This is a genomic window from Streptomyces sp. NPDC059582, from assembly GCF_042735715.1.
GTDB lineage: Bacteria > Actinomycetota > Actinomycetes > Streptomycetales > Streptomycetaceae > Streptomyces.
On the sequence record NZ_JBHWCC010000068.1, the window covers coordinates 1 to 25244 of the forward strand.

Annotated in this window: 25 protein-coding genes; 12 read left to right on the forward strand and 13 right to left on the reverse strand. The window is 70.4% G+C overall.

Annotated elements, in window-relative coordinates; translation table 11 throughout:
* Nucleotides 1-58: 58 nt before the first annotated feature.
* Together ACFV0T_RS37165 and ACFV0T_RS37170 are read right to left on the reverse strand one after the other, a co-directional pair.
* Nucleotides 59-1393 carry an ABC transporter substrate-binding protein gene (locus tag ACFV0T_RS37165; RefSeq protein ID WP_385789183.1) on the reverse strand — a complete coding sequence of 445 codons (1335 nt, stop codon included), beginning with the start codon at nt 1391-1393 and terminating at the stop codon, nt 59-61.
* A 288-nt stretch (nt 1394-1681) separates the two neighbouring features.
* Nucleotides 1682-2689 carry a LacI family DNA-binding transcriptional regulator gene (locus ACFV0T_RS37170; RefSeq protein ID WP_385789185.1) on the reverse strand — a complete coding sequence of 336 codons (1008 nt, stop codon included), beginning with the start codon at nt 2687-2689 and terminating at the stop codon, nt 1682-1684.
* A 438-nt stretch (nt 2690-3127) separates the two neighbouring features.
* Here ACFV0T_RS37170 and ACFV0T_RS37175 point away from each other — a divergent pair, with 438 nt between their 5' ends.
* Nucleotides 3128-4627, forward strand: a complete 1500-nt coding sequence (locus ACFV0T_RS37175) for an MFS transporter (RefSeq protein WP_385789187.1) — start codon at nt 3128-3130, stop codon at nt 4625-4627.
* A gap of 61 nt (nt 4628-4688) precedes the next feature.
* Here ACFV0T_RS37175 and ACFV0T_RS37180 read toward each other — a convergent pair whose 3' ends face one another.
* Entirely contained in the window at nt 4689-5504 is an 816-nt protein-coding gene (locus ACFV0T_RS37180) for a DUF899 domain-containing protein (RefSeq protein WP_385789189.1), read from the reverse strand.
* 625 nt (nt 5505-6129) lie between these two features.
* On the opposite strand from ACFV0T_RS37180, the gene ACFV0T_RS37185 reads away from it, so the two are divergent.
* Nucleotides 6130-6645 carry a hypothetical protein gene (locus ACFV0T_RS37185; protein WP_385789191.1) on the forward strand — a complete coding sequence of 172 codons (516 nt, stop codon included), beginning with the start codon at nt 6130-6132 and terminating at the stop codon, nt 6643-6645.
* A 76-nt stretch (nt 6646-6721) separates the two neighbouring features.
* On the opposite strand, the gene mca is transcribed toward ACFV0T_RS37185, so the two are convergent.
* Entirely contained in the window at nt 6722-7603 is an 882-nt protein-coding gene (mca, locus tag ACFV0T_RS37190) for a mycothiol conjugate amidase Mca (protein ID WP_385789193.1), read from the reverse strand.
* 86 nt (nt 7604-7689) lie between these two features.
* The gene (locus tag ACFV0T_RS37195) at nt 7690-7947 is read right to left on the reverse strand and encodes a hypothetical protein (RefSeq protein WP_385789195.1); all 258 of its coding nucleotides are present in this window, start codon (nt 7945-7947) and stop codon (nt 7690-7692) included.
* 175 nt (nt 7948-8122) lie between these two features.
* Between ACFV0T_RS37195 and ACFV0T_RS37200 the strand changes: the two genes are divergently transcribed.
* On the forward strand, nt 8123-8647 hold the full coding sequence (locus ACFV0T_RS37200; RefSeq protein ID WP_385789197.1) for a MarR family winged helix-turn-helix transcriptional regulator: 525 nt from the start codon (nt 8123-8125) through the stop codon (nt 8645-8647).
* Nucleotides 8648-8808: 161 nt separating this feature from the next.
* On the opposite strand, the gene ACFV0T_RS37205 is transcribed toward ACFV0T_RS37200, so the two are convergent.
* The 4 genes from ACFV0T_RS37205 to ACFV0T_RS37220 all read right to left on the reverse strand — a co-directional run bounded on the left by ACFV0T_RS37205 (nt 8809) and on the right by ACFV0T_RS37220 (nt 11981).
* Nucleotides 8809-10311 (reverse strand): MFS transporter, encoded by a 1503-nt coding sequence (locus ACFV0T_RS37205; protein WP_385789199.1) that lies wholly within the window; start codon nt 10309-10311, stop codon nt 8809-8811.
* Nucleotides 10312-10742: 431 nt separating this feature from the next.
* The gene (locus ACFV0T_RS37210) at nt 10743-11237 is read right to left on the reverse strand and encodes an SRPBCC domain-containing protein (RefSeq protein ID WP_385789201.1); all 495 of its coding nucleotides are present in this window, start codon (nt 11235-11237) and stop codon (nt 10743-10745) included.
* Nucleotides 11234-11602: an ArsR/SmtB family transcription factor gene (locus ACFV0T_RS37215; protein WP_385789203.1), complete on the reverse strand. Its 369-nt coding sequence runs from the start codon at nt 11600-11602 to the stop codon at nt 11234-11236. The genes ACFV0T_RS37210 and ACFV0T_RS37215 overlap by 4 nt, the downstream gene beginning before the upstream one ends.
* A gap of 4 nt (nt 11603-11606) precedes the next feature.
* Complete coding sequence (locus ACFV0T_RS37220) at nt 11607-11981, reverse strand: VOC family protein (protein ID WP_385789204.1); 375 nt, start codon at nt 11979-11981, stop codon at nt 11607-11609.
* Between the two features lie 572 nt (nt 11982-12553).
* Here ACFV0T_RS37220 and ACFV0T_RS37225 point away from each other — a divergent pair.
* Both ACFV0T_RS37225 and ACFV0T_RS37230 read left to right on the forward strand, forming a co-directional pair.
* Nucleotides 12554-13369 carry an endonuclease/exonuclease/phosphatase family protein gene (locus tag ACFV0T_RS37225; RefSeq protein WP_385789206.1) on the forward strand — a complete coding sequence of 272 codons (816 nt, stop codon included), beginning with the start codon at nt 12554-12556 and terminating at the stop codon, nt 13367-13369.
* A gap of 258 nt (nt 13370-13627) precedes the next feature.
* The gene (locus tag ACFV0T_RS37230) at nt 13628-14170 is read left to right on the forward strand and encodes a GNAT family N-acetyltransferase (RefSeq protein WP_385789208.1); all 543 of its coding nucleotides are present in this window, start codon (nt 13628-13630) and stop codon (nt 14168-14170) included.
* 25 nt (nt 14171-14195) lie between these two features.
* Here the strand turns inward: ACFV0T_RS37230 and ACFV0T_RS37235 are convergent, their stop codons facing one another.
* Both ACFV0T_RS37235 and ACFV0T_RS37240 read right to left on the reverse strand, forming a co-directional pair.
* Entirely contained in the window at nt 14196-14414 is a 219-nt protein-coding gene (locus ACFV0T_RS37235; RefSeq protein ID WP_385789209.1) for a hypothetical protein, read from the reverse strand.
* A 305-nt stretch (nt 14415-14719) separates the two neighbouring features.
* The gene (locus tag ACFV0T_RS37240) at nt 14720-15655 is read right to left on the reverse strand and encodes a LysR family transcriptional regulator (RefSeq protein WP_385789211.1); all 936 of its coding nucleotides are present in this window, start codon (nt 15653-15655) and stop codon (nt 14720-14722) included.
* Between the two features lie 134 nt (nt 15656-15789).
* Between ACFV0T_RS37240 and ACFV0T_RS37245 the strand changes: the two genes are divergently transcribed.
* Nucleotides 15790-17034, forward strand: coding sequence for an MFS transporter (locus tag ACFV0T_RS37245; protein ID WP_385789213.1), 1245 nt, complete (start codon nt 15790-15792; stop codon nt 17032-17034).
* 782 nt (nt 17035-17816) lie between these two features.
* On the opposite strand, the gene ACFV0T_RS37250 is transcribed toward ACFV0T_RS37245, so the two are convergent.
* Nucleotides 17817-18335 carry an adenylate kinase gene (locus tag ACFV0T_RS37250; protein WP_385789215.1) on the reverse strand — a complete coding sequence of 173 codons (519 nt, stop codon included), beginning with the start codon at nt 18333-18335 and terminating at the stop codon, nt 17817-17819.
* Between the two features lie 147 nt (nt 18336-18482).
* Between ACFV0T_RS37250 and ACFV0T_RS37255 the strand changes: the two genes are divergently transcribed.
* Nucleotides 18483-19025 (forward strand): TIGR00730 family Rossman fold protein, encoded by a 543-nt coding sequence (locus ACFV0T_RS37255; RefSeq protein ID WP_385789249.1) that lies wholly within the window; start codon nt 18483-18485, stop codon nt 19023-19025.
* 315 nt (nt 19026-19340) lie between these two features.
* On the opposite strand, the gene ACFV0T_RS37260 is transcribed toward ACFV0T_RS37255, so the two are convergent.
* Nucleotides 19341-20780 carry a PLP-dependent aminotransferase family protein gene (locus ACFV0T_RS37260; protein ID WP_385789217.1) on the reverse strand — a complete coding sequence of 480 codons (1440 nt, stop codon included), beginning with the start codon at nt 20778-20780 and terminating at the stop codon, nt 19341-19343.
* A 47-nt stretch (nt 20781-20827) separates the two neighbouring features.
* On the opposite strand from ACFV0T_RS37260, the gene ACFV0T_RS37265 reads away from it, so the two are divergent.
* From ACFV0T_RS37265 to ACFV0T_RS37285, 5 genes are all read left to right on the forward strand, one after another.
* Nucleotides 20828-21328 (forward strand): carboxymuconolactone decarboxylase family protein, encoded by a 501-nt coding sequence (locus ACFV0T_RS37265; RefSeq protein ID WP_385789219.1) that lies wholly within the window; start codon nt 20828-20830, stop codon nt 21326-21328.
* A 97-nt stretch (nt 21329-21425) separates the two neighbouring features.
* The gene (locus ACFV0T_RS37270; RefSeq protein WP_385789221.1) at nt 21426-22190 is read left to right on the forward strand and encodes an MIP/aquaporin family protein; all 765 of its coding nucleotides are present in this window, start codon (nt 21426-21428) and stop codon (nt 22188-22190) included.
* Nucleotides 22191-22257: 67 nt separating this feature from the next.
* Complete coding sequence (locus ACFV0T_RS37275; protein ID WP_385789222.1) at nt 22258-23148, forward strand: NAD-dependent epimerase/dehydratase family protein; 891 nt, start codon at nt 22258-22260, stop codon at nt 23146-23148.
* A gap of 568 nt (nt 23149-23716) precedes the next feature.
* Complete coding sequence (locus ACFV0T_RS37280) at nt 23717-24268, forward strand: sortase (RefSeq protein WP_385789224.1); 552 nt, start codon at nt 23717-23719, stop codon at nt 24266-24268.
* Nucleotides 24269-24464: 196 nt separating this feature from the next.
* Entirely contained in the window at nt 24465-25061 is a 597-nt protein-coding gene (locus tag ACFV0T_RS37285; protein ID WP_385789251.1) for a class F sortase, read from the forward strand.
* The last annotated feature ends 183 nt before the right edge of the window (nt 25062-25244 follow it).

Here is a 25244-nt window from a genome sequence, read left to right on the forward strand (position 1 = left end):
GCCCCCGGTAGACGCCACCACGCGGGTCTCGCGGGTCGCGGTGTCAGTCATACCGTGGTCACTTGCCCGCGGTGGCCGGGATCGCCTGATCCTTCATCGACTTCAGCGCGGTCGCCTGGGCGGCCGAGAGCGCGTCGCTGAGCGTGCCGCTGCCACCCGCCGCCTTGGCCATCGCGTCCTGGAGCGACAGGTTCACCGTCTTCTGGGTCGGACCCCAGGAGAAGTCGGTGTCGATGTTCTTGGACGAGTCGGCGAAGACGTCGAAGATCTTCTCGTTGTTGTAGTAGGGGACGCCCTGCGAGAGTGCGGGAAGCTGCGAACCGGCGGTGGCCGCCGGGTAGAGGCCGCCCAGCTTGTTCTCCAGCGCCAGCGCCTCCGGGTCGGTGTTCAGCCAGGAGTTGAACTTGACCGACTCGTACAGGTGCTTGTTGCCCTTCATGAACGCGACGGTGGATCCGCCCCAGTCGCCCGACGCGGCGCTCGAACCCCAGGTCGGCATCGGGACTATCGACCACTTGCCGGCCTGGTCGGGCAGGTTGTCGCGGAACATGCTGTAGCCCCAGGCGGCGCCGACGTAGCTGGCGATCTGGTTCTTCTGGTACGCGGTGTACATCTGGGTCGAGCCGTGGGCGAGGTCGGTGCGCACGAGCTTGTCGTCGATCAGCTTCTGCCAGTAGTCGGCAACCTGCTTGCTCTGGTCGGACGCGACCGAGACGTGCCACTTGTCGCCGGAGTACGTGTACATCTCGGCGCTGTTCTGCCAGAGGAGTCCGTTGAACGCCTCGGCGTTGTTCGGATCGAAGAACGTGATGCTGAGTCCGGGGTCCGCCTTGTGCAGCTTCTGCGCGTCCGCCGCGTAGTCGTCCCAGGTCTTGGGGATCTCGAGACCGTGCTTCTTGAAGATGTCGCTGCGCACGTAGAGGGCCATCGGGCCGGTGTCCTGCGGGAGGGCGAACACGCCGGTGCCGCCGAAGCTGGTCTGGGACCAGGTCCAGGGCACGAACTTCGACTTGGCCGCGGTGGCCGCGGAGCAGGCCGAGGCGTCCACGAAGGCGTCCTGGGTGCGCAGGAAGGGGAGTTCGTCATAGCCGACCTGGGCGAGCTCCGGCGCCTTGCCTGCCTTGAGGGCGTTGCCGATGGTGCCGTACTGGTCGTTGGAGATGTTCTTCATCTCCACCTGGATGTCCGGGTTCTTCTTGTTCCACAGGGCGACGACCTTGTCCATGCCCGGAACGGTGTTCCAGTACTGGAGGGTGACCTTGCCCTTGGCGGGCTCGCAGGAGGCCGCGGCCGCATCACTCGACGGAGCGGGCGACGAGCACCCGGCGAGTACGGCGACACTGGCTGCCGCAGCGACGACGGCAAAGCGGATCCGCGTGACTGTGTTGCTCATATCTTCCGTTCCAGAGAACGACTAGCGACGGCGCTAGGCGGGTCGACGTTGACACCTCAGGCGTGAAGCCATCTGGTTGGAATGGCGGGACATCACGGTGTCGGCTAGAACACCCGGCGCCGTGGCGGGACAACTCAGCAACTCTGTAGAGCGCTCCGTGAGCGTTCCCGTGAACGTTCACGGGAACGCTCACGGGAACGTTCACGGGAACGTTGTGAATTGCTCGGAAGTTTGCGCTCCGGCGTGCACGAGTGTCAAGACTTTCGAGTCGCGCACGAGTCCCCCAGGTTACGCGGACCCGCTCAGCCGCAGCTCAGCGCGGACGACGAGGTCGTCGTCCGCCAACGGGTTCGCCCCCGTCAGCAGCCGGGCGACCTGCTCGATGGCGAGCGCGCCGAGCTTGCGCGTGTCGAGGGCGACGCTGGAGAGCGGGGGCTCCACGAGCGCCCCCAGTTGCAGGCCGTCAAAGCCGATCACCGCCAGATCCTGCGGCACGCTCCTGCCGAGCCGGCGCGCCTCGCGCAGGACACCGATAGCGATGATGTCGTTGAAGGTGAAGACAGCCGTGACATCGGGATGGGCGTAGAGCAAGGCCCTGAGCGCCGCTCCTCCACCGTCGGCAGACTGCTCCGCGCCGACCACCACGTCGGCGGCGATCCCGTTCGACACCGCGGCCGTCGTGAACCACTCGCGCCGGATGCTGGGATCGACGCGACCGTCGTGGTCGAGCATGCCGATCCGCGTGTGACCCTGCGCGACCAGGTGCGCGACCGCGGCGTGCACGCCCTCCTCGCCGTCGATCCGGATCGAACTGAACCGCGCGGTGTGGTGCTCACGGCCGATGAGCACCACCGGCATGCCACGGGTGAACAGCTGGAGCTCGTCCTCGGCGCAACTGAAGTATCCGACGACCGCGTCCACCTGTGAGCTGATCACCTGCAGTGTGCCGCGTTCCTCTTCGGCCCGGTCCGCGGTGTCGTACACGACCACGTGCCAGCCGCGCGCCCGGGCCGCCTCCAGCGCGGCCGCCGCGACCTCGGTGAAGAACGGGTTGAGCAGGTCGGGTATGACCAGCCCGATCGTGGTGGCGTCCTGGCGGACCAGGCCGCGGGCGAACCGGCTCGGCCGGTATCCGAGCGCGCGGGCGGCGTCGAGGACGCGCTGTTTGGTGGAGCCGTCGATCTCGTCCTTGTCGTTCAGTGCCCTCGACACGGTCTGCCGGGACACCCCGGCGGACCGGGCGACGTCATGGATCGTGACTTTGCGGGGCTCCCCCGACACCGACGACGACACCATCGCCCACCTCCTGCTGCCAGCGGACGCCGTTGCGCCCGCAGGGCCCCGAGTATGCCTGTGCCTGGCGCGAACGCGCGACGTCAGGCCTCCTCGCGGCCGCACGGCCCGTGCCCACGGTATCGCCAGGTCCGCGCGGTTCTCCGCGTTTCACCCGCCGGCCGTACGAAGTCGTACGGGGCTGCCGGCGCGCCGCACGGACACCGGATTGTCGCCTTCCCCCCGGGGCCGCGGAAGGCCTGCGGACCCGGCCCCGTTCCCGGCGGCAGCACGGGAGCGCCTGGGCGTCGGCGGTGCGCGCGCCCGGGCGCGGCGGTGACCCCGACTACGCGAAAGGCATCGGCTACAGCGCGAAAGGCATCGTCCCAGGCCCGGCGGCCGCGACGCGCGCGGAACGGCTCCTTCCAAGCGTTGGGCGGGGTGGCTGTCTAGCGTGACCCCATGACCACAGTCCAGGCCCGGCCCACCCCCGACAACCGGCGGTGGAAGGCGCTCGCGGTCTGTCTGACGGCGGGCTTCATCTCGCTGCTCGACACCTCGATCGTGAACGTGGCGCTGCCCTCCATGGAGCATGGGCTGGCCGCCTCGGAGGCAGCCCAGTCCTGGGTGGTCTCCGGATATGCCCTGACCTTCGGACTGGTGCTCGTCCCCGCGGGCCGGCTGGGCGACATGCGCGGGCGGCGCCAGGCCTTCCTGCTGGGGCTGGCCCTGTTCACGCTGGCCTCGGCCGCGTGCGGCCTCGCTCACAGTGCCTCCTGGCTCGTGCTGTTCCGGCTGCTCCAGGGCACGGCGGCGGGTCTGATCGCCCCGCAGACCTCGGGGCTGATCCAGCAGATGTTCCAGGGCTCCGAGCGGGCCAAGGCCTTCGGCCTGCTCGGCAGCGTCATCGGGGTCTCGACGGCGGTGGGTCCGCTGGCGGGCGGTCTGCTGATCAACGCCGTCGGCACCGACAGCGGCTGGCGCTGGGTCTTCTTCGTCAACCTGCCCATCGGGGTGGCCGCGTTCGTGGCGGGACTGCGGCTGCTGCCCCGAATCCCGGCGTCGACGGGCAAGCGGGAGGAGTTCGACCTGTTCGGCGTGCTGCTCCTCGGCGCCGCCGTGCTCGCGCTCATGCTGCCGCTGGTGCAGGAGCAGCAGTGGACCGGGCGGCTGAAGTGGGCGCTGCTGCCGGTGGCCGCGCTGCTGCTGGCCGCCTTCTGGGCGTGGGAGCGGCGCCAGGGACAGCGCGGGCGGGCTCCCCTGGTCGATCTGGGCCTGTTCTCCCTGCGGTCCTTCACGCTGGGCTCTCTGATCAGCCTGACCTACTTCGCGGGCTTCACCACGGTCTTCTTCGTCTACTCCCTGTTCCTGCAGAACACGGTCGGTTACAGCGCACTGGCGGCGGGCATCTCGGTGCTGCCCTTCGCTGCCGCCTCGGCGGTCGGTGCCGCCATCGGGGGCCGGCTGGTGATGCGCCATGGGCGCAAGCTGGTCGTCCTCGGCCTGAGCGGGGTGGTGGTGGGGCTGCTCGGGGTGGTCGTGGCGGTGCAACTGGCGCCCCTGCAGAGCGTGGGGTGGGCGACGGCCGTGCCCATGTTCATCGGAGGAATCGGCTCCGGTCTCACGGTCTCCCCCAACACGACGCTCACTCTGACCCGCGTCCCCGTGCACCGTGCCGGTGCGGCCGGCGGAGTGCTGCAGACGGGGCAGCGCATCGGCTCGGCGGCCGGGATCGCCGTGGTGGGCGCGGTGTACTTCGCGCATCAGGCCAACCACGAGCGCTCCGTCACGGCCATTCAGCTCGGACTGCTCACCGCCGTCGGCATCAGCCTGATCGCACTGCTGCTGGCGGTCACGGACCTGCGTGAACGCCACGTGCACCCCGAGCCGGAGCGAGCGGTCGAGCCCGCCCGGCAGGGGTCCGAGGAGGGCGGCGCCGGGGAGGCGGTCGGATCGCGCTGACCGAACCGGGCCGTGGCCGACGTGGATCGCACGCCGGCCGCGGCCCGTCGGCGAAGGCGCGTCAGTGGTGGTGGCCGTGCCGGCCGAGGGTCTCCACGGGGGTCGCGCCGGGGCGGGTCCACTGCGGCACGGGCCGGCTGGTCGGTCCCCAGGTGGCGACGCCGTCGGCGTCCGAGCGCCAGTACCAGCAGGCCTGGCGGCCCACGGCCGGATACCCCTCGCGGACATCGCCGATCACGCGCCGGCCTTCGGGGTTGTCCTCCCACGCCTCGCCGCGGCCGTAGGGCGTCATGTCGAGCAGGCTGAGGGACCCGTTGACCGGCTCGTTTCCACGGCCTGTCGTGGAGTAGGTGAGGAACACCCGGTCGCCGTCGCGCAGGAAGCAGGTGAGGTGACCCATGTCGCCGCCGACCGGCGCCTGTGAGCCGCGCACCGAGTACCAGGGCTGGGTGTAGCCCATGAACTCGACGTAGGGGGCCACCTCGTCCCAACGGCCCGTGGTCAGGACGGCGAACGAGACGCCGCGGGCGTTGAGGTAGACGGCGTCCTTCACGTGCCAGGCCGTGGTGGTGCAGCCCTCGCACTGCCCCTGGTGCGGCGCGCCGTCGTGCCACATGTGCTTGTAGACCACGAGTTCGTCGCGCCCCTGGAACAGGTCCAGGAACGGGACCGGGCCGTCGGGTCCGACGACCTGGACCGTCCCGTCGAATTCCACCATCGGTAGCCGGCGGCGGGCCGCGGCGATGGCGTCACCCTCGCGGGTGTGGGCCTTCTCGCGGACCAGCAGCTCGTCACGGGCAGTCTGCCAAGTAGCCAGATCGACCACGGGCGGGCGGCCGGGCAGCGCGGTGGTCGGGTCGTCCGGGGCGGTGGTCATGATGTCCTCCGAGGTGTTTCGCGCCAGGCGGCGTCGTACGACGTTCTACGGCGTCACACCGGAACAGACTCGTGACCCGGCCGGAACTCATCGCAGCAGCTGTTCGGCCTGGCCGGCGCCGGCCTTCCGGTACGGGGGCTTCACGTCCTGCCCGGCGCGTCCCTGTGCTTCAGGGACTCCCCATTCGGCCGCGACAGCCTGCCGTTGATCGCGAGCTTCGCGCTCCTGGCGACCGGCTCGGGGGTCGCCCCGCCGTTGACGACGGTTGACCCCGCCCGGACGTGGCGCGTCACCGCCCTCCCGCGCCAACCAGGTTCGTGGCTGCGACGGCTTCCACCCCGCCACCACCATCGGCCCCGGCACCCCGTCCGCGACAGGCGGGTGCCTCCGCCATAGCGTTCACCCGCAACCCGTTGCAACGATTGACGATGCGCCTGTTGCATTAGCTTCAGCCCATTGCAACAATTTCCCCGACTCTACCTGCACATATGAAGGTGTCACGCAACAAAGTCGTTGCCCACTACGTGAATGCAACGTAGCGTTTCTTCCACAAGAAACGCCATGCCGGAGCGCACAGGTCGAGAGGCGCGCGTTTCACGGAGTGAGCGATCGAAGGGGGCGGATCATGGACACAACGCAGCGGCAGCAGCAGGCGGCACCCGCCGCCTTCGCCCGCTTCGTGCTCTGCGGCGGCGGAGTGGGGCTCGCCTCCAGCTTCGCCGTCGCGGCCCTCGCCTCCTGGATTCCCTGGGTCCTTGCCAACGCCCTGATCACCGTGGCCTCCACGCTCCTCGCCACCGAGTTGCACGCCCGCTTCACCTTCGGCGCGGGCGGCCGCGCGACCTGGCGCCAGCACGCGCAGTCGGCCGGGTCCGCGGCAGCCGCGTATGTGGTGACCAGCCTGGCGATGCTCGTCCTGCAGCAGCTGGTCGCGGCACCGGGCGCGATGCTGGAGCAGGGCGTCTACCTGTCCGCCTCCGCACTGGCCGGTGTCGCGCGTTTCGCGGTGCTGCACCTCGTCGTCTTCGCGCGAAACCGCGCGCAGGCCGGGACCGCCGTCCGCACCACCCGTCCCACGCACGTGACGGTGGCTCACGCCGCGCCACTGGTCGCCCCGGCGGCGGCCTGCCGCGCCGCCTGAACGTTCCGGTGGCGCTCTCCTCGGAGGCGAGACACCGCCTCCCGCCTCGGCGAACGGGGTTTCGGCCAGGGCAGGGTCAGACGGTGATGTCGGCGGTGACGCCGGCGAACAGGTCGACCTCGGGGAGGGTGGTGTCGACCAGCGAGCGGGCCAGCTCGTACTCCTCGGTCGGCCAGATCTCGCGCTGGACGTCGACCGGCACCCGGAACCACGGGCCGTCCGGGTCGATCTGGGTGGCATGGGCGAGCAGCGCCCGGTCGCGCACCTCGAACCAGTCGGCGCACTGCACGCGGGTGGTGAACTCGCGATCCGTGCGGCCCTCCTTGTCCCAGTCGGCGATCCACTCGCCGTAGGGGGACTCGTGGCCGTGCTGCACCAGGTAGGCGTGAAGGGCGCGGATCCGGGCCATCGAGAGGCCGTGGTTGTAGTACACCTTCAGCGGCTGCCAGGGCTCACCGGACTCCGGGTAGGCGTCGGGGTCCCCGGCCGCCTCGAAGGCGGCCATCGTGATCGTGTGGGTCATGATGTGGTCGGGGTGCGGGTAACCGCCGTTCTCGTCGTACGTGGTGATCACGTGCGGCCGGAACTCCCGGATCAATTTGACCAGCGGTTCGGCCGCCTCCTCCACCGGCACCAGCGCGAAACAGCCCTCGGGCAACGGAGGCAGCGGGTCACCCTCCGGCATGCCGGAGTCGACAAAGCCCAGCCAGGCCTGTTTGACGCCGAGGATCTCCCGCGCGGCGTCCATCTCCTGGCGCCGCACCTCGTGGATGTGGGCCTCGATCTCCGGGTCACCCTGGAGCTTCGGATTCAGAATGGAACCGCGCTCTCCCCCGGTACAGGTGGCCACCAGTACGTCCACGCCCTGCGCGAGATACTTCGCCATGCTGGCGGCGCCCTTGCTCGACTCGTCGTCCGGGTGGGCATGGACCGCCATCAGCCGCAATTGCTCTGTCAACGCATGTTCCTTTCGCATCGCCCCGCGGCGGGGGCGGGAAACCTTCGCCGGGGCCCTCCGCACCGGACAACCGAACAGAGGACCACTCAGCGGCCTGCCATGCCTTTCATGGCGGTGATGTCGTGCCGGTACCGCTCCACCGACGCCGTGACCGTCAACTCGAGCTGCTTGTCGGGCATCTGAGCCCGCGTCACGGTGAGCACGACCGGCGCCCCGACCCGCGGGCCGTGCAGGACGCCGTCCAGCCCCCACATCCCGTTGGCGCCACGCCGGGCACCGGCGAAGGTGACATGCGACTCACGCCTGCCCCCCAGGAACGTCCGCGACAGCACCTCGCGCAGCACGCCGAGCAGAGATCGAACCTGGAGTCGTAGTCGATGCCGTACTCACCCCGCGGAAATCCCCCGGCACTCGGACAGGACACCTTTCACTTGAACTTTCATGTCTCACCTTAAGGTGCCACACGTGAAGATTCAAGGGTGAGCTGTCCGTGACGTTCACGCCGGATAGACTCCGGGCATGCCTGAACAGCCTCCGCACCCCAACGATCAGCCCCGCTGGCTGACCCCGACGGAGCTGGAGACATGGCGGCAATTCGGCCTGATGCTGCACAAGCTGCCCACCGCACTGGAGGCGCACCTGCAGCAGGACGCGGGCCTGCGTTACGTCGAGTACTACGTCCTGGCCGGGCTGTCCGGCCAGCCGGAACACCGCATGCGCATGAGCGACCTGGCCGTGCTCGCCAACTCCGAACTGTCCCGTCTCTCCCACCTGATCAGCAGGCTGGAACGCCGGGGCCTCGTCCGCCGCGAACCCGACCCGACCAACGGCCGCTACACCCACGCGATCCTGACAGACGCCGGCCACGCCCATCTCGTCGAGGCCGCCCCAGGACACGTGGCCCGGGTACGCGACCTCGTCCTCGACGTTCTCGAGCCCGCCGAACTGGACAGCCTGCGCACCGCCGCCGAGAAGATCATCGAACGGATCGACCGCCGGGAACAGCACGACGGCCCCGGCAAGGACACAGCCCCCAGCGCATGAAGCCCGCAGCAGCGGTCCTCCTGGCCGGGGGCCACTGAGACCCGCGGCACCGACACGGTCCAGTTCGTCTTGGCCTCGGGCCACCGGCTACGGATGAGCGAACCGGCCAGGAACGCGGAGGTCACCCGCTCGCGCCTCTCACCTCAGGTGGACCCGGTGCCTCAGTGCGCGACCACCGGCACAGCCACCTCGTCCTCGGCGCTCTCGCTGCCCGGCCGGCCGGCGTTCACCAGCGTCAGGACGATGAGCGTGGCGATCACCAGCATGCCGACGGCGAACCATACGGCGGTGGTGTAGCCGTGCACCACGCCCTGCAGCTGGACCAGTTGCGGCTTCGTCGCGGCGTCGGCGACGTGGTCCTTGACGTACGAGGTCGCCGCGGAGGCGGCGATCGTGTTCAGCAGGGCCGTGCCGATCGCACCGCCCACCTGCTGCGAGGTGTTGACCATCGCGGAGGCGACCCCGGCGTCCCGGGGCTCGATGCCCAGGGTGGGCAGGGACATGGCGGGGTTGAACGTCGTACCCATGCCGAGACCGAGCAGCACCAGCGCCGGCAGGACGGTCGAGGTGTACGACGAGCCGATCTCCAGCCGCGTCAGCAGGAGCATGGCGAGCGCGGCCACCAGGAAGCCGGAACCCATCAGGAACCGGGCCGGGACGCGGGTCACCAGACGCGTGCCGATCTGTGTCGAGCCGACCATCATGCCCGCCACCATCGGCAGGAAGCAGAACCCGCTCTTGACCGGCGAGTAGCCCTTCACGACCTGCAGGTAGTAGGTCAGGAACAGGAAGGTGCCGAACATCGCGATGACCGCGATACCGAGGGAGAGGTAGACGCCGCCGCGGTTGCGGTCGGTGACCACGCGCAGGGGCAGCAGCGGGTTCTTGACCTTGGCCTCGGTGAGGACGAAGGCGAGCAGCAGGACCACCGACACGACGAACAAGGAGATGGTCGTGATGTCGCCCCAACCGTCGGACTCGGCGCGGGTGAAGCCGTAGACCAGCGAGACCAGACCCAGGGTGGACAGGACGACGCCGGGGATGTCGAGCGGGGAGCGGTTACGGCCGCCCTCGGGCTCACGGACGACGAGGTAGGCGCCGAACGCCGCGACGATCGCGAACGGGATGTTGACGAAGAACGTCCAGCGCCAGTCCAGGTACTGGGTGAGCACACCGCCGAGGATGAAGCCTACGGCGCTGCCGCCGCCGGCGATCGCGCCGTAGATGCCGAACGCCTTGGCGCGCTCCTTGGTGTCCGTGAACATCACGGCGAGCAGGGAGAGGGCTGCGGGGGCGAGCAGGGCGCCGAAGGCGCCCTGGAGGGCGCGGGCGCCGAACATCGTCGCACCGGTGGTCGCCGCGCCGCCGAGCGCGGAGGCGGCGGCGAATCCGATCAGGCCTATGACGAAGGCGCGCTTGCGGCCCCACAGGTCGGCCACGCGCCCGCCGAACAGGAGCAGACCGCCGAAGGCCAGGGCGTAGGCCGTGACGACCCATTGCCGGTCGCCGTCGGAGATGCCCAGGTCCTGCTGGGCGGAAGGCAGGGCGATGTTCACGATGGTGGCGTCGAGGACGACCATCAGCTGGGCGAGCGCGATGAAGACGAGCGCCTTCCAGCGGTTGGCGTACGCGTCGACTGGAGGCTTGGAGGCTGTTCGAGACATGGAGGTATCCACTTCGGGACTTCGTAAGGAAAGGCGTGGCTGAGGGCGTGAGGCGGACACGGCTCGTCCACATCGACGGCCGACGGTCTCGCCGCGAGTGCCGACCCCGGCCCGGCCACGAACCGATCGGCCAGGTCACGTCGGTGCTCGTGCGCTGCTCTTTCAGGCTTGGCGCAGGGCCTCCGTGGTCACGGCCACCCCGCCAGGACGGATCCGCCGAAGTCCGCTGCCCGGCCGGCAACAGCTGCGGACGACAGTGCACGCACAGGTCGACGTTCACCGGCCGGCACGACGCCGACCCCTCACTTGAATTTTCATGTCACACTCTAGGCGACAACTCATGAAGTTTCAAGCGTGAGCCGACCTGTCAGCCTTCGGGCCAACTCCGCGGCCCGGTCATCCATGGGCGACCGGGCCGTCCGGTGCGCCGATCACATCTGCGCGAGAACCCGCTCCAGGCCCCGCATGACGGACGAGCGCCAGCCCTGTCCCATGATCTTGTGCGCCATACGCTGGGCCGGATCGTCGGGATCGAAGCCCTCGTGCACGAGGAACAGCCGCGTCCCACGCCCCTCCGGCTCAAGGGTCCATGTGATCGTCCAGTCGGCGTCGGAGCCTGTGGAGTTCCCTGGTCCCGCCGACACGTCGCGCCAGCGGACAGACAGCATCCGCTCGGTCTCGTAGGCGAGGACCTCCGCCTGTACCGTGCCGGAGAAGTCGGTGTTGGGGCGCGGCAGGGTGGTCATCGTGTACCGGTGCCCGACTTCGAGGCGGAAGTCGCCGGGCATCAGCCACTGGGCGAGCAGTTCAGGCTCGGTCAGGGCCCGCCACACCTTGGCCGGCGGGTGGGCGAGGAACTGGGCGACGCGGAGGGTGGTGAGGTCGTCCTCGCCCCCAGGGTCGTAGCCGTCGTGACGTGTGCTCATGGCTGCTCATCGTCCGGCATCCGGTCCAGGAGCTCACCGAGCCCCTGGAGCTTGGCCCGCCAGAATCGCTCGTACGGATGGAGCCAGTCCTGCACGTCGGCCAGCGGGGCGGCTTCCAGCCGGTAGATGCGCTGCCTGCCATGGCGCTCCTCGGAAACGAGACCTGCCTCCCGGAGCACCTTCAGATGCTCCGAAAGGCTCGGCCTGCGCATCTCGAAGTGGTCGGAGAGCGCCTGCACCGGCTGCGGACCCCGCTCCCGCAGCAGCGTCAGGACCTCGCGGCGGGTGGCGTTGGCGAGGGCGGCGAAGAGACGGTCCTCATCGCCGGCTCGGACGCCGGCCGCCTTGGCGCTGGTGGTGACCACTCGGTCAGAAGCCTTCCTTCTCGGTGAGCAGCATGAAGCGGTTGCCGTCGGGGTCGGTGAACTGGGCCATCCTGCCCCAGGGCTGCTCGTCCGGTCCTTCGACCTCGGCTCCCGCGGCGCGCAACCGCTCGCAGTCGGCGTCGACGTCGCTGGTCACGAACATGATCCCTTGAGTACTGCCCGGCGTGAAGCCGCCCATGCCCGGCCCGGAGAGGGTGAGCACGGTCTGGGCTCCCGCCGGGGCGACCTGGAGCCAGCGGCCGGGCGGCATCTGCAGGTCGGCGGTGATCTGGAAGCCGAGGGTCTCGGTGTAGAAGCGCAGGGCCGCGTCCTGGTCGGTGACGGGGACGGTGATGAAGGAGGCGTGCGTGATGTTCATGCCGCGAGCATACGTAGGAGTTTCCCTACCTGTAAAGCGTAGGGAAACTCCTACGTATCTCCGGACGCGGCCGCACGGACGCGCCTGAGACCCCCACCCGGACGGCATCCCCTCGGGACCTGACCGTGGCCCGCCCTCCGGGATCGAGCGCCGCGCACCCCTTTCGCGCCAGGCCGGTAGGACGACCGCACCCGCTCCCCTCGGCCCCTTCACCACCGGCCCCGTTCAGTTGGAAACGTCCTGCTCTCAACGACGAGAAGAACAAGGAAAGATCACCATGTGCAAGCACCGAGCCGTCCTCGACGGACCCGTCTCACTCGCCCTCGCCTTGTCCGCCCGCGTCAAGAGCGGTGGGTGAGAGCCCCACCTGACGATCCAGAGATCCACAATGTCCGCCAACTGGCTTGCATCCCGAGGTTGTTACGCGACAGCCCGATGACCCGTCCCTACGGTGGCCCGTCCGGTCGTGGACGTACGCCCCGCACCGGGGGCGGTAACGGCTGAGCGAGAGGGTGGTGAACTCTCGCTCAGCGGCCTTCCTGACCTGGTCTGCCGTCAACACAATCGGCGTCATGATCAGTTCTTCCCTGAGACCCCTGCGCGTGTTGATCCTCGGCTTCCTCCTGGGCGCCGGGCTGCTGCTCTCTCCGAACAGCGCCGTGGCCGCCACCACGGCTCAGTCCGGAGGGTCGCACTCGCACCACGCGCACCGCACCTTCGCACTGCTGCAGATGAACGTGTGCTCCAGCGGATACGCCGGCTGCTACGCCAAGACCGAGTACCCGAAAATCGTCGACGAGGTAGTCGGCCGCATGCGGGCCAACCACGTCGACGCGGTCACGCTCAACGAGGCGTGCAGCGGCGATGTCGCCACGATCGCGGAGCGCACCCGCTTCCACTACCGCTTCGCCACCGTGATCTACAAGGGTGCCCCGCTGCCCTGCAAGTCGCCTGAGGGGCGGGGCTTCTTCGGCAACGCGGTACTGACCAAGGAGGCGATCCGCGCATCCCAGGACGCGCCGTACTCCGTGTTCAGTGGAGTGGAGCAGCGACGCTGGCTCTGCGTGACGACGGCCCACAAGCTGGACGTGTGCACCAGCCACCTCTCCACCGACGGCGAGGCGCCCGGCACCGCCAACTCGACCCAGTGCGCCGAGTTGACCCAGGTACTCGCCTCCCGTGGCCGGTCCACCATCTTCGCCGGTGACGTCAACCGGCACGCCTCGTGCGCGCCGGAGAAGCAGTGGACGCTGACTGACGCGGCCGCGGTCCAGTCGCCCGGCATCCAGCACGTCTACGGCAACCTCACGGCGCCGACGCTGGAGATCGAGCCGACGACGTACACGGACCACGACGCGCTGGTGGTGCGCGCCAAGCTGCGACACTGATCTGCCACGGTTGGTCGGTCCGGAGCACAGGCCCCGGACCGACCAACACCCGGCACCTGGCGACCCCATGACGGCGACGGCCGCCACCCCGGGGCCGTTCCGGAGCGGACGGCACCGCCCGCTGGCCCAGTTCCCACCATCCGTCCGGCACCAGACGTTCCACCACCGCCATCGCGCCTGCCAGCCCCATGATCAAACCAGTTGGGACGATCCCTTATCGGTTTGCCGCCGGCCGACCCGGTCGGATAGGAAGCTTGCATGCTAAGGGGCAGCAAGGTCGGGCTCAGGGCCCGGCACGAGGACGACATCCCGATCCTGCAGGCCGGGCTCTACGACGACGTGGTCAACCAGTCGCGGTCCAGCGGCCGGCCGTGGCGGCCGATCACACCCGGCTCCAAGAACTCGCAGTACGTGGTGGACGACGAGGAGCTACGGCACGCCCCGTTCTCGGTGGTGGAGCTGGACGACGGCACACTGGTCGGCACCGCGACACTGTGGGACATCGACAACCACAACCGGTCCGCGCACATCGGGCTGGGGCTGCTGCCGTCCTCACGTGGCAAGGGCTACGGCACCGACGTGGTCGCGGTGCTGTGCCACTACGGTTTCGTCGTGCGTGGCCTGCGGCGGCTGCAGATCGAGACGTTGTCGGACAACGCCGCGATGCTGCGCTCCGCCGAGCGCAACGGCTTCGTCCGCGAGGGCGTGCTGCGCTCCGCGGCCTGGGTGATGGGCGAGTTCCTGGACGAGGTACTGCTCGGTCTCCTCGTCCAGGACTGGAAGCCGGACGCGAAGGGCTAGGCTGCCGCCCGACGCCGAGGACGGGCTACATGCCGGCGGCGACCCCCGACGGGCTACGAAGCCGACGGTCGGGGGCCAGGACGGCAAGGTTGTCCCGCTTGGACCGAGGGTCCTTCTCGCCGACCGACAAGCCGTCCGCCAGGCCGATGCCGCCGGTCGACGAGACGCCCAGGCCGATGCCGCCCGTCGATCCGTGGGGGCCCTTGCCGCCCCTCCACCGCCCGATGGGCGTCGCAACGTCCACTGGACCTGACCCCACAGGCGCGGGGAACCACATGCGTCGTCGGGCGGGTCAGTTCAACCCGGGCAGCCCGTAGCCGCCGAGCACGGTGCCGCTCTTCTGCGTGAGGTCGACGTCGGCCGCCGTGATGACGGGGCTGCCCTTGACCACCGGCCCAAAGGCGCCCTCCCGTGAAGACCCGGACGGCCCCGTTGGCGGTGTTCTCGCCGGCCCCGCCGACGAATGGTTCGGGCTTGCCGTCCTTGTGCACGTCCCCGGCGGCCACGGTCGTCCCGAAGAGGTCGCCGGACTCGTCGACGCGGCGGGGTTCAGGGTGGGAACACCCAGCCCGGCACCCAGGTCCCGGCGGCGTCGTGGCCTGCCGCTGTGGCGGCGAGGTGGGCGCGGAGAGTGGCCAGCGCCGGGTGGGGGTTGTCGCGGTGCCAGAGGAGCGAGTGCGGGTAGACGGGCTTCGGATCGGTCACCGGGATGCGGCGCAGGCCGTGGCCGGCGGGCCAGACGAGACGGGTCTGCCCGCCCATGAAGGTGGCCAGGGCCGGGGTGTCGGCGATGGTGTCGAGGAGCGCGTCGGAGCCGAAGTTGGGGCCGGTCGCCTCGATGGTCAAGCCGAACTCGGCTACGAGGTCGTCGTAGTAGGCGGCCCACTCGGTACCGGGAACGATGCCGGGCATCCAGATCCGGTGCCCGGCGAGCTGAGCGACGGTCACCGACCGGGCGCTCGCCAGCGCGTGGGCGGGACCGGTGAGGAGCTGGAGCGGCTCGTCGAGCACACGGACGGACTCGACGTCCTCGGGAAGGGGCCGGCCGGGCATGGCGACGGCGCGGAAGGACGCATCGATCGCACCGGACCGGATGGCGGCGACGGCCGTCTCGATGTCGAACAGCATCACCACGTCGAGGTCGATCTCGGGGTGCGCGCGGTGGAATCCGCGCATCAGTCCCGACGCGGCGCCGCGTGAGGCGATGATGTCGACGCGCAGCGGACGGTGGCCGGTGCGCACGGACGCGACCGCGCGCTCGGCGACGCGCAGCAGCTCGCGCGCGTGGGGCAGGAAGGCCTGCCCGTCGATGGTGAGCTCGGCGCCGCGCGGGGTGCGGGTGAACAGCCGCACCCCGAGGTTGCGCTCCAGCGCGGCGATGCGCTTGGAGACGGCCTGTTGGGTGACCGCCAGCTCGGCGGCGGCCTCCTGGAACCGCCCCGCGTCGGCGGCGGCGACGAAGGTCCGGACGGTGTCGAGGTCCATACCGATACCCTACGGGCACAACCTTTGGTTGTGACTGGGCGGCTCCGCGGTTGTTTGATCCCTGGGTATGGCGCTTGCTTTGATGCTTCCGATCGCGGATCGGTTGTGCGGGTGAGTGGCGAGGGGCATCGGGCATGAGGAGCGGGCACCGGCTGGGGCGGCCGTTCGGGTGGCTCTGGGGAGCGTACGGGACCAGCGCCCTCGGCACATGGCTCGCCTTCGGCGCGTTCCCGCTGATCGCCATCCAGGTGCTGCACGCCGGACCGGCCGAGGTCGCAGCGCTCGCCTCCGTGGGGGCCGCGGTGGGCGCTGCCGTGGCGGTGCCGCTCGGCCCGTGGGTGGAGTTCCGCCGCAAGCGCCCGGTGCTGATCGCGACGGACCTGGTGCGGTTCGCGGCGCTGCTGACGATCCCCGCCGCGTTCGCGCTCGGCGTGCTCACCTTCCTTCAGCTCCTGCTGGTCTCGGTCGTCGTCGCGGCCGCCGACATCACCTTCCGCGCCGCCTCCGGCGCGTATCTCAAGACGCTGCTGCCGGCCGAGGACCTGCTCGTCGCCAACGCCCGGTTAGAGTCCACGGCCTGGACGACCACGATCATCGGACCGCCGCTGGGCGGCGCGGCGATCGGGCTCCTCGGTCCGGTGGCGACGGTGGTGGCGGACGCGGTCAGCTATCTGCTCTCGGCGCTGGGCATCCGCGCGACGGGCGGGCAGGAGGCGCGAACCGAGCGCCGAGCGGCCGCGCGCATGCGGGTCGGGGACCTGCTCGACGGCTGGCGGTACATCCTCGCCGACGCCACGCTGCGTCCGCTGTTCTACAACACCGCCTTGTTCAACGGCCTGGTGATGGCAGCCCAGCCGCTTCTGGCCGTCCTGATGCTCGGCCGACTCGGGTTCGCACCATGGCAGTACGGACTCGCCTTCGCCGCCCCCTCGATCGGCGGCCTGCTCGGTTCGCGGCTGGCCCGACCGCTCGTCACCCGGTTCGGGCAGCACCAGGTCCTGGTCATGACCGGGGCGCTACGCGCGATCTGGCCCGTCGGCCTGGCCTTCGTGGGACCGGGCACCGGAGGGCTGCTGCTGGTGGTGGGCGTCGAGCTCGGGCTCATCTTCTGCTGCGGGGTCTTCAACCCCGTCCAGGCCACCTACCGCCTCGAGCGCACCCCGACCGACCGGGTCGCCCGCACGCTGTCCGCCTGGGCGGTGACGACCAAGGCCTCGACCGCGATCCTGACGGCCGTCTGGGGTGTGCTGGGCAGCCTGCTCGGCCCGCGTACGGCCATCGGTCTGGCCGGCGTGCTCCTGCTGGCCACCCCCCTGCTGCTCCCCCGCCGCGCGGCAGCGCTTCGCCCCGAGCCGGAGCCGGCTCCGAGCCGTACCTGACGGGCCGTTACGGCCGTCACCGGGTCGAACTGCGCCGCCTTTTTCTGCGGTCCCACACCCGCGGCCGGCCTGCCCTCGACCCGGACGCCGAAATCGCCGCCGTCGACCGCATCGCCGACTCGCCGCGCCGAACCAGGCTGTCGCCCTGGTCACCCATCGCATGTCCGGAGTCCGCCACGCCGACCGCGTCCACGTCGCGCAACAGAGCCGGCTGACCGAACAGGGCCACCACGACGAACCGACGACCGCCCGGGACCGCTACGCCGCGATGTCCGACGCCAGGCCGCCCAGGCCGCTCAGTACGCCCGATACGCATCCGCGTCCCGCCTCGCCCACCGATGCGGCCCCCGCCCGACCGCCGCCCCCGTAAGTTACTCACGATCACCAGTGAGACTGCCTCAACCCGCCTGCCTGCAAGGCGAGTTGGACGGCGTCGCGCGGAGGGAAGCGGCGCCGAGGACATCCGTCGCGCCGGGGAACGCCTCACCATGCCCCGCCGGCTCGTCCGAAGGCGCGCGGCCCGGCCGCGCCCCCGCCGCGTCGGCGGTGAAAAGCGCTGTCCTGTTGCGGAGCACAGTGGGCCGGTGAACTGGTCCTCACCCTGCACGGCCGCATTCCGGTGGACTCCCTGAAGCTCGACGGCGACCGGCGTCTGTTCGACCCGCTTCAGGCCTGGGAGCCGGAGGAGTAGGACGTCACGGCGCGTGCGTCACCTGCTGCGCCCCGCGCCGACGGGACACGACTCAGGCCGGCGCGCAGACGGACCGCCGTGTGCCCCCAGGTCACACGGATGCCAGCCACTTCGCGGCGTCCTCGGGATGCCCGAAGTGGCGGACTTCGAGAGGGGCGAAGCGGGGATCGCGGGCGCGGCGCTCGATGTCCCGACGGCGGATCGTGTGCTGCGACCAGGCCCACCAGGCCGGGTGTTCTCGGCTCAGCCAGCCTCTCCAGGTCTCTCTGTTGCCTCCGAACAGCGCTTCGCGTGTGACCGTGCGGCGGAAGGAGCGCCGCAGGACTCGGGGCATGACGACGCGTTTGGAATAGTCCAGCCATATCACGCTGTCAGCGCGCTCCCACAGGAGATCACGGACCTCCGGATAGCCGAGTGAATCGATGATCCAGCGAGTCCCGGTGGTGAGCTGTGCCACGTCTTCGATGAACCTGTCGTTCACGGCCCAGTCAGGGCCGTTGAAGTACAGCGCGTCCATCTCGTGGTAGGGCATGCCCCACCGATCGCTCAGAGCACGGGCGAGCGTGGATTTCCCCGCACCGGTGACTCCCACGACCAAGATCCGTTCCACGGATGCACCCTATCTCTACGCCCGGCCGGCCCTTGCCCACCTCGGTCGGACCGGGATTGGCCCCGTAACTCTCTGCGGGATTGGTCCGGGCTGACGCCTATCCGTACACCTAGGGTCCCAGTCATGACCGCAACCTTTCCCGCCACCATGAGAATCGGTGTGTTCCTCTCGGCCGCCGACCTCGACGAGCGCTACACCCGGCCCGCCCGTGAATTCGCGGAGCTGATCGGCAAGGCAGGTCACACGTTGGTGTGGGGTGGATCCGACACCGGGCTGATGCGTGTCGTCGCCGACGGAGTCCGGGAGAGCGGGGGGCGGCTCGCCGGGGTTTCGGTCGGTTTCCTGCGGCAGTGGGCCAGGACGGACACCGACGAGATGGTGTTCGCCGAGGATCTCTCGGAACGCAAGGCTCTGCTGCTCGCCAGGGCGGACGCTCTGGTGGTGATGCCCGGTGGTCTGGGCACCCTGGACGAGGTGACCGAGATCCTGGAGCTGCGCAAGCACGGACTGCACGACAAGCCTGTGGTGCTGCTGAACACGAAGGGCTTCTACGACGGGTTGGCCCTTCAGCTCCGGAGGATGGAGGAGGAGGGCTTCCTGCCGACACCCCTGTCAGAGCTGCTCATCACCGCCACGTCGCCCGCCGAGGCCTTTGTCTGCCTGACGGAGGCGGTGGATGGCGCGCGGTGACACAGCCGCGGCGGGCCGGCCCGCGCGGACGCGCCACCACGGCCGTTCACGGGCCGTTCGAAGACGCCGTCGACCGGTTGCTGACGGCGACGCCCTCGCCGCGATCAGCCCAAGCACCGGCGGGCCCGATGTCCGCGCCCGGGGTTGGGGCTAGTGCCGTGGCGGGCAACGTTGCCCGTGAGGGAGCGGCGTCCGGTGCGTGCTCGCGGCGTGCCGGCCGGGAAGTCCTCGTACTGGACGTACGTGGGCTTTCGGCCGGTGCGGCGGGAGGGCGCACCGGGCGCCACGACGGGGCGAACGTCGCCCGCTGCGGCCCTAGGGCATCACCCGGCACAGCGTGTCCAGTGCGCCTGCCCACGCACTGTCCGACGGCGCCGCGTAGTTGACCACGAGGGCATCGTGTTCAGACGACCGGGCCGCGGAACCCCCCGGCTCGTGCCGGAACTCCGCCAGCCCACTGAGCGCCAGCCCCTGCCGGGCCGCCGCTTCGACGACCGAGCGCTCGGTACCGCGCGGAAGTTCCACGACCGCTTGCAGTCCGGCGGCGATGCCGGCCACGCGCACCTGTGGCGCTCTGCTCGCGAGGGTGGCGACCAGTTGGTCTCGGCGGCGCCGGTAGCGCAGGCGCATGGAGCGCACATGACGGTCGTAGGCGCCGGATGAGATGAACTCGGCGAGTGTCAACTGCTCCAACGCGCTCGACATGTAGTCCCCATGGTCCTTGGCCGCGGCGATCTGCGGAATCAGCTCCTCGGGCAGCACCATCCAGCCGAGGCGCACGCCCGGCGCCAGCGACTTGCTCACCGAGCCGAAGTACACCACCCGGTCCGGGTCCAGCCCCTGGAGGGCACCCACGGGCTGCCGGTCGTAGCGGAACTCGCCGTCGTAGTCGTCCTCCAGGAGCAGCCCACCGGTGGCTCGCGCCCAGTCGACGGCCGCCACGCGGCGGTCCGGGCGCAGTGCGGCTCCTGTCGGGTACTGGTGCGCGGGGGTCAGCAGCACCGCGCCGATCTCGCGCAGTCGCGCCAAGTCATCCGTGCGGGCGCCGTGTTCGTCGACGTGGACCGGTGGCGTGTGGAGGCCGGCATCGGTGAGCAGGGCGCGGTAGAGGCCGAGTCCGTAGGCCTCGACGGCCACCGCGCGTACCTGGCGCGCTTTGAGCACCCGCGCCATCAGCGCGAGCCCGTGGTGGAAGCCGGCGCAGACGACGATCCGTTCCGGATCGGTGTGGACACCGCGGGCACGTGCCAGGTAGTCCGCGAGGGCCGCGCGCAGCTCAGGCCGGCCGCGCGCGTCTCCGTAACCGAAGGCGTCGTGCGGTGCCGCGGTCAGAGCGCGGCGTGCGGCGGCGAGCCACTGGATGCGCGGGAAGTCCGCGAGGTCCGGCGCGCCCGGCTGCATGCCGTACAGGGGACGGCGCGGGGCCGGTTCCGTACGGGAAGGGGCGGGCGTGACGTGGCGCGGCTCGGTCCGCTCGGCCACGCGGGTTCCGGAACCCTGCTGGGCGGTGAGCCACCCTTCGGCGACGAGTTCGGCGTAGGCGTCGGTCACGGTGTTGCGGGAGACGCCGAGGTCGGCGGCGAGGGAGCGGGAGGGCGGCAGCCGGATGCCGGGTGCCAGTTGCCCGGACCGTACGGCCTCCCGCAGCGCCTTGATGAGCCCCGCGCGCAGGCCCGGGCCGCGCAGTTCCAGGTGCAGATCCGTGCCGGACACCGAGGGCCGGCCGTCCGAGGAATTGGTCTGAGAACTTCTCATAGAAATGGACCATACTCCGGGACCATTACGTACGTAGCGTGTGAGCCATGGACACGAACACAGCACCCGAAGGCGCGACGCGCCTGGCCGAACACAGCCCTCGTCTGGACTGGGCGAAGCTCGCCCCGGAGGCCTTCAAGGCCATGGTCCGTCTGGACACGGCAGCCCGGCAGGGCCTGGAGCCCGCCCTGCTGGACCTGGTCAAGATCCGCGCCTCGCAGCTCAACCACTGCGCCTTCTGCCTGGACATGCACAGCAAGGACGCCCTGGCGGCCGGTGAGACCGCCGCGCGGATCATCCAGCTCGACGCGTGGCACGAGTCGAAGCACTTCTACACGGCCCGCGAGATCGCGGCCATCGAACTGACCGAGGCGATCACCGTCCTCACCGACGGATTCGTCCCCGACGAGGTCTACGCCAGGGCCGCGAACGAGTTCGACGACGGCGAACTGGCCCGGCTCATCGTCGCGATCACCACGATCAACGCGTGGAACCGCTTCGGCGTCTCCACCCGACTCGTCCCCGGCCACTACTCGCCCGCCAGTTGACCTGCGTCCGCAGCGGGCCCCGCATCTCAGGGCCCCGCGGCCGCCGGTTTCCCGGCCCCGACCCGCCGTCGGACCGGGCCAAGACCAGGAGGTTCCGGTGAATGCCGGCTTCTCGCTCCCCCGGCGGCCGGGTCTGGCGCGCGCCGCCGACGAGTTCCTCCTCGCCACCGTCCTGCTGTTCCTGGCGGTGACGGTCGTCCGGTGGGTGCGCGCCCCGGACTCCGCGCTGTACGTGAGGGACATCCGCGCCGCGCTCGCCGTCATCGGCGTCCTCAGCGGGGCCGTCCTCACCGGGCTGATCCTCAGCCCGCCCGGCCGGCGCAGCGGGGGCCACATGAATCCCGCCGTGACGGTCTCCCTGTGGCTCATGAACGCCTTCCCCGGCCGCGGTGTCGTGCCCTACGTCCTGGCTCAACTTGCCGGCTCCGCGGCGGGAACAGGGCTCGGGCGCCTTGCGTGGGGGCCCGCGGTCACGCTTCCGTCGGTGGACTACGCGGTGATCGTGCCGTCGCCCACCTGGCAGCCCCTGTCCGTCTTCGCGGCCGAGGCGGGCAGCATGACCATCATCATGGTCGCCGTGGGGTTCACCATGGTCCGGGCTCGTGCAGCCCGCCTGGTCCCCTACGTCATCGGGCTGTCCGTGACTCTGGTGATCGCCTTCCTGGGGCCCCGCAGCGGCGGTTCGATCAATCCCGCCCGCCAGTTCGGCCCCGCCGCGCTCACCGGACAGCGCACGGACCTGTGGATCTATCTGATCGCGCCGGTCCTGGGAGCGGCCCTGGGGTCGTGGCTGCACCACCTCCTGAGCGGCCGCCGACCGCCGGCGCATGAAGTGGCGCGATCCGTCATCTCCCGCCGCTGACCCCACCCCTCTGCCCCGCGCCTCTCCCGGGAGCGGGGTTCCCGACCAAGTGAAAGGACTGATCTCCATGCGCATCCTGATCGCGGGCGCGACCGGAGCAGTCGGCCGACTGCTCGTTCCCATGCTGCTGGACGCGGGACACCACGTCACAGGACTCTCCCGTACCCCGGCCGGCGCCGAGCGCGTACGGCGGCAAGGCGCCGAAGCTCTGCAAGCTGACGTCTTCGACGCGGAAAGTCTGCGGCGGGTCATGACGAATACCGCTCCGGACGTGGTGATCCACCAGCTGACCGCCTTGTCCGACGCGGACGGGGAAGCGACCGACCGGCTGCGGCGGGAAGGCACACGCCATCTGGTCGACGCGGCCAGGTCAGCCGGCGTCGGAAGGATCGTCGCCCAGTCGATCGCCTGGGCCTACATGCCGGGCGAAGGGCCGGCCGAAGAATCCGTCCCGCTCGACATCGGCGCAGCGCGGCCGCGCGGAGCGATGGTGGACGGCATCCAGGCGCTGGAGAGGACGGCGTCCGAGCTGGAGAGTGCCGTGGCGCTGCGGTACGGCATCCTGTACGGCCCCGGCACGTGGTACGCACCAGGGGGCGCCGTCGCCGCAGCCCTGGCAGGCGATCCCAGCGCGCGCCTGCTGGCATACCTGGAGGCGGACCGTTCCGTCACGTCGTTCGTTCACGTGGCCGATGCCGCGCGAGCCGCCGTCGCCGCCCTCGACTGGCCCTCCGGTCCCGTCAACATCGTGGACGACGAGCCGGCGCAGGGCCGCGAGTGGCTGCCCGTCCTGGCCACAGCACTCGGCGTACCGCTCCCCGAACCCACGGCAGGAAGGCTGGACTGGGCACGCGGGGCGAGCAACTCCCTGGCCCGCTCCCGGGGGTGGCGGCCCGAACACCGCACATGGCGCGAGGGCTTCGCGGCACAGGCAGGCCCGACGAGGCCGCTGGGGTGAGAGGGCGGCCGACGACCACTCGGTGGACAGACACCTGACGCGACGCCAGCCCTGACAGCACCGTCAGGGCTGGGGCCGGCAAGCCCCGCCGAGCGCCCCACCGTCACGCCCTCGGGCCTCCCGGATGACCACCTCGCGGCCGGCCACCACGTCCGGCGGCTCCTGGCGTACGCCGCCGGACAAGTGACGGTCGAGCGTTCGCAGGACGTGCCGTCGGTGAAGTGGCGCAGCATGGTCGCCGGCCGCGGCCCGGGGGACAGATCCTCCAGCGCGCTCCGGCCCGGTCCCGCAGCGCGTGCCGGTCGAGAGCCTCTGCCGGGTCCGGTGCGCCCTCCCGACCGATCCGTCGCGACGGCCGGGCCGGTACCGGCACCGTGGGCCAGGGGCCCGACTGGACCTGAAGGCCCTTAGCCCATCCGCTCTCCTGTGGCGATACCTCCACGGTGTCGGTCGCCGCTCCAGCGACCTGCGTAAACGTCGATGCGAGACCAGTCGCTACGCCTGCCCGAGTGACACATGTGCCGCTACCTCCTGTTGCGGAGCTGACGGACTGTCGGTTGCCTGGTCGGTGGAGCAGAACAGGGGCGCCGCGCAGACAGGCCGGCCACTGCTCTGTTGGAGGATTCCCTTGCGAAACAACCACGTTGGCGTCGGCATCGGCCTGGTCATCGGTGTCCTGGCTCTGCAGAGTCCGGCCGCTTCCGCCTCCGATGACTCAGATCTCGACATCCGCCCGGGGAATGGCTCCCCTGGCTCTACCGTCACCGTCACCACCACGGCCTGCGGCCCGGACGTGACCTACGGCAAGGGCGAGTCGGAGGCGGGAGGGCAGTTCCACATGTTCGAAGGTGACCGCGCGGGTGAGCTCACCGGCGAATTCCAGATCCCGGGAGACGGAGGACCCGACACCGACACTGTCACCGTGAAGTGCCCGCCACGGACCAAGCTCACGGATACCTACCAGATCAACGGACGGGAACCGAACGGCGCCGTCGAAGCCGGCTTCGGAGCCGCCAAGGACACCGATACACAGATCGTCGTGGGCGGTGCACTGCTCGCCACAGCCACCGCCGGGGGGCTGGTCAGGATGCGCCGCCGCTCGCACAGCAGCCGAACCTGACCGCCCAGCTCCTGCCACACCGGCCGGACACCGCACTCGCCCCGAGGACGGAATGAACCCCACCCGGCCGCAGGCAAGAGACTCGACCGCGACGAAACCCTGGCACAAGGCCGGCGCGCCCCCACCCGTGTTCGTCCCCCCGGTCAAGTATCTGGTCGTGGCACTGGTGACGGGCAGCGTGCTGGTGATCGGCGCGATGCTCGACAGGCAGCCACCACAGCCTGCGGCCGGCCAGGCCTTCGCCACTCCGTCAGCAGGCAGCAGGCCCGGCCGCACCGCCCCGGCGACGCACCCCACCGTCCAGCCGCTGCCCCGGTCGAAGCCGGTCCGGCTTCGCGTCCCCGCCATCAGCGTGAACGCCCCCATGACCACGCTGGATCTCGACAAGGCGGGGGCGCTGCGGCCTCCGCCCGGCGACAACCCCAACCTCGCCGGCTGGTACGGCAAGGGCCCGGCACCCGGTTCGGCAGGCACCGCCGTGATCGCGGGCCATGTGGACCTGCGCACGGGCGGCCCCGGCGTCTTCTACGACCTCGGCGCCCTCGCCAAGAGCGACATGATCGAGATCAGCCGGGCAGACGGGCGCACGGCCATGTTCACCGTGGACGCGGTCGAGGTCTACGACAAGGCGAGGTTCCCCAACAAGAAGGTCTACGGCGGCTCCGAACGGCCCGAGCTACGGCTGATCACCTGCGGCGGCTACGTCAAGAACGCCGGATACCGGAGCAACATCGTGGTCTACGCGACGCTCACCGCGGTGAAACCGCCGATCGGCCGCTTCCTGGCAGAGTGAACGGGCCGTCAGCGCACATGCCCCTGACCTTGCCCATACCCCTCACCGCCCCGGCGGCCGGGCTCAGTACATCGACCGCGGCAGGATGGCCCGGCGGGCGCGCCGCAGTTCCTCGTCGTCGGCGATGCTCTTGAGGCGACCGCTGCGGCGGGGCCCGCGAGTTCCGACCGGATGCGGGGCAGG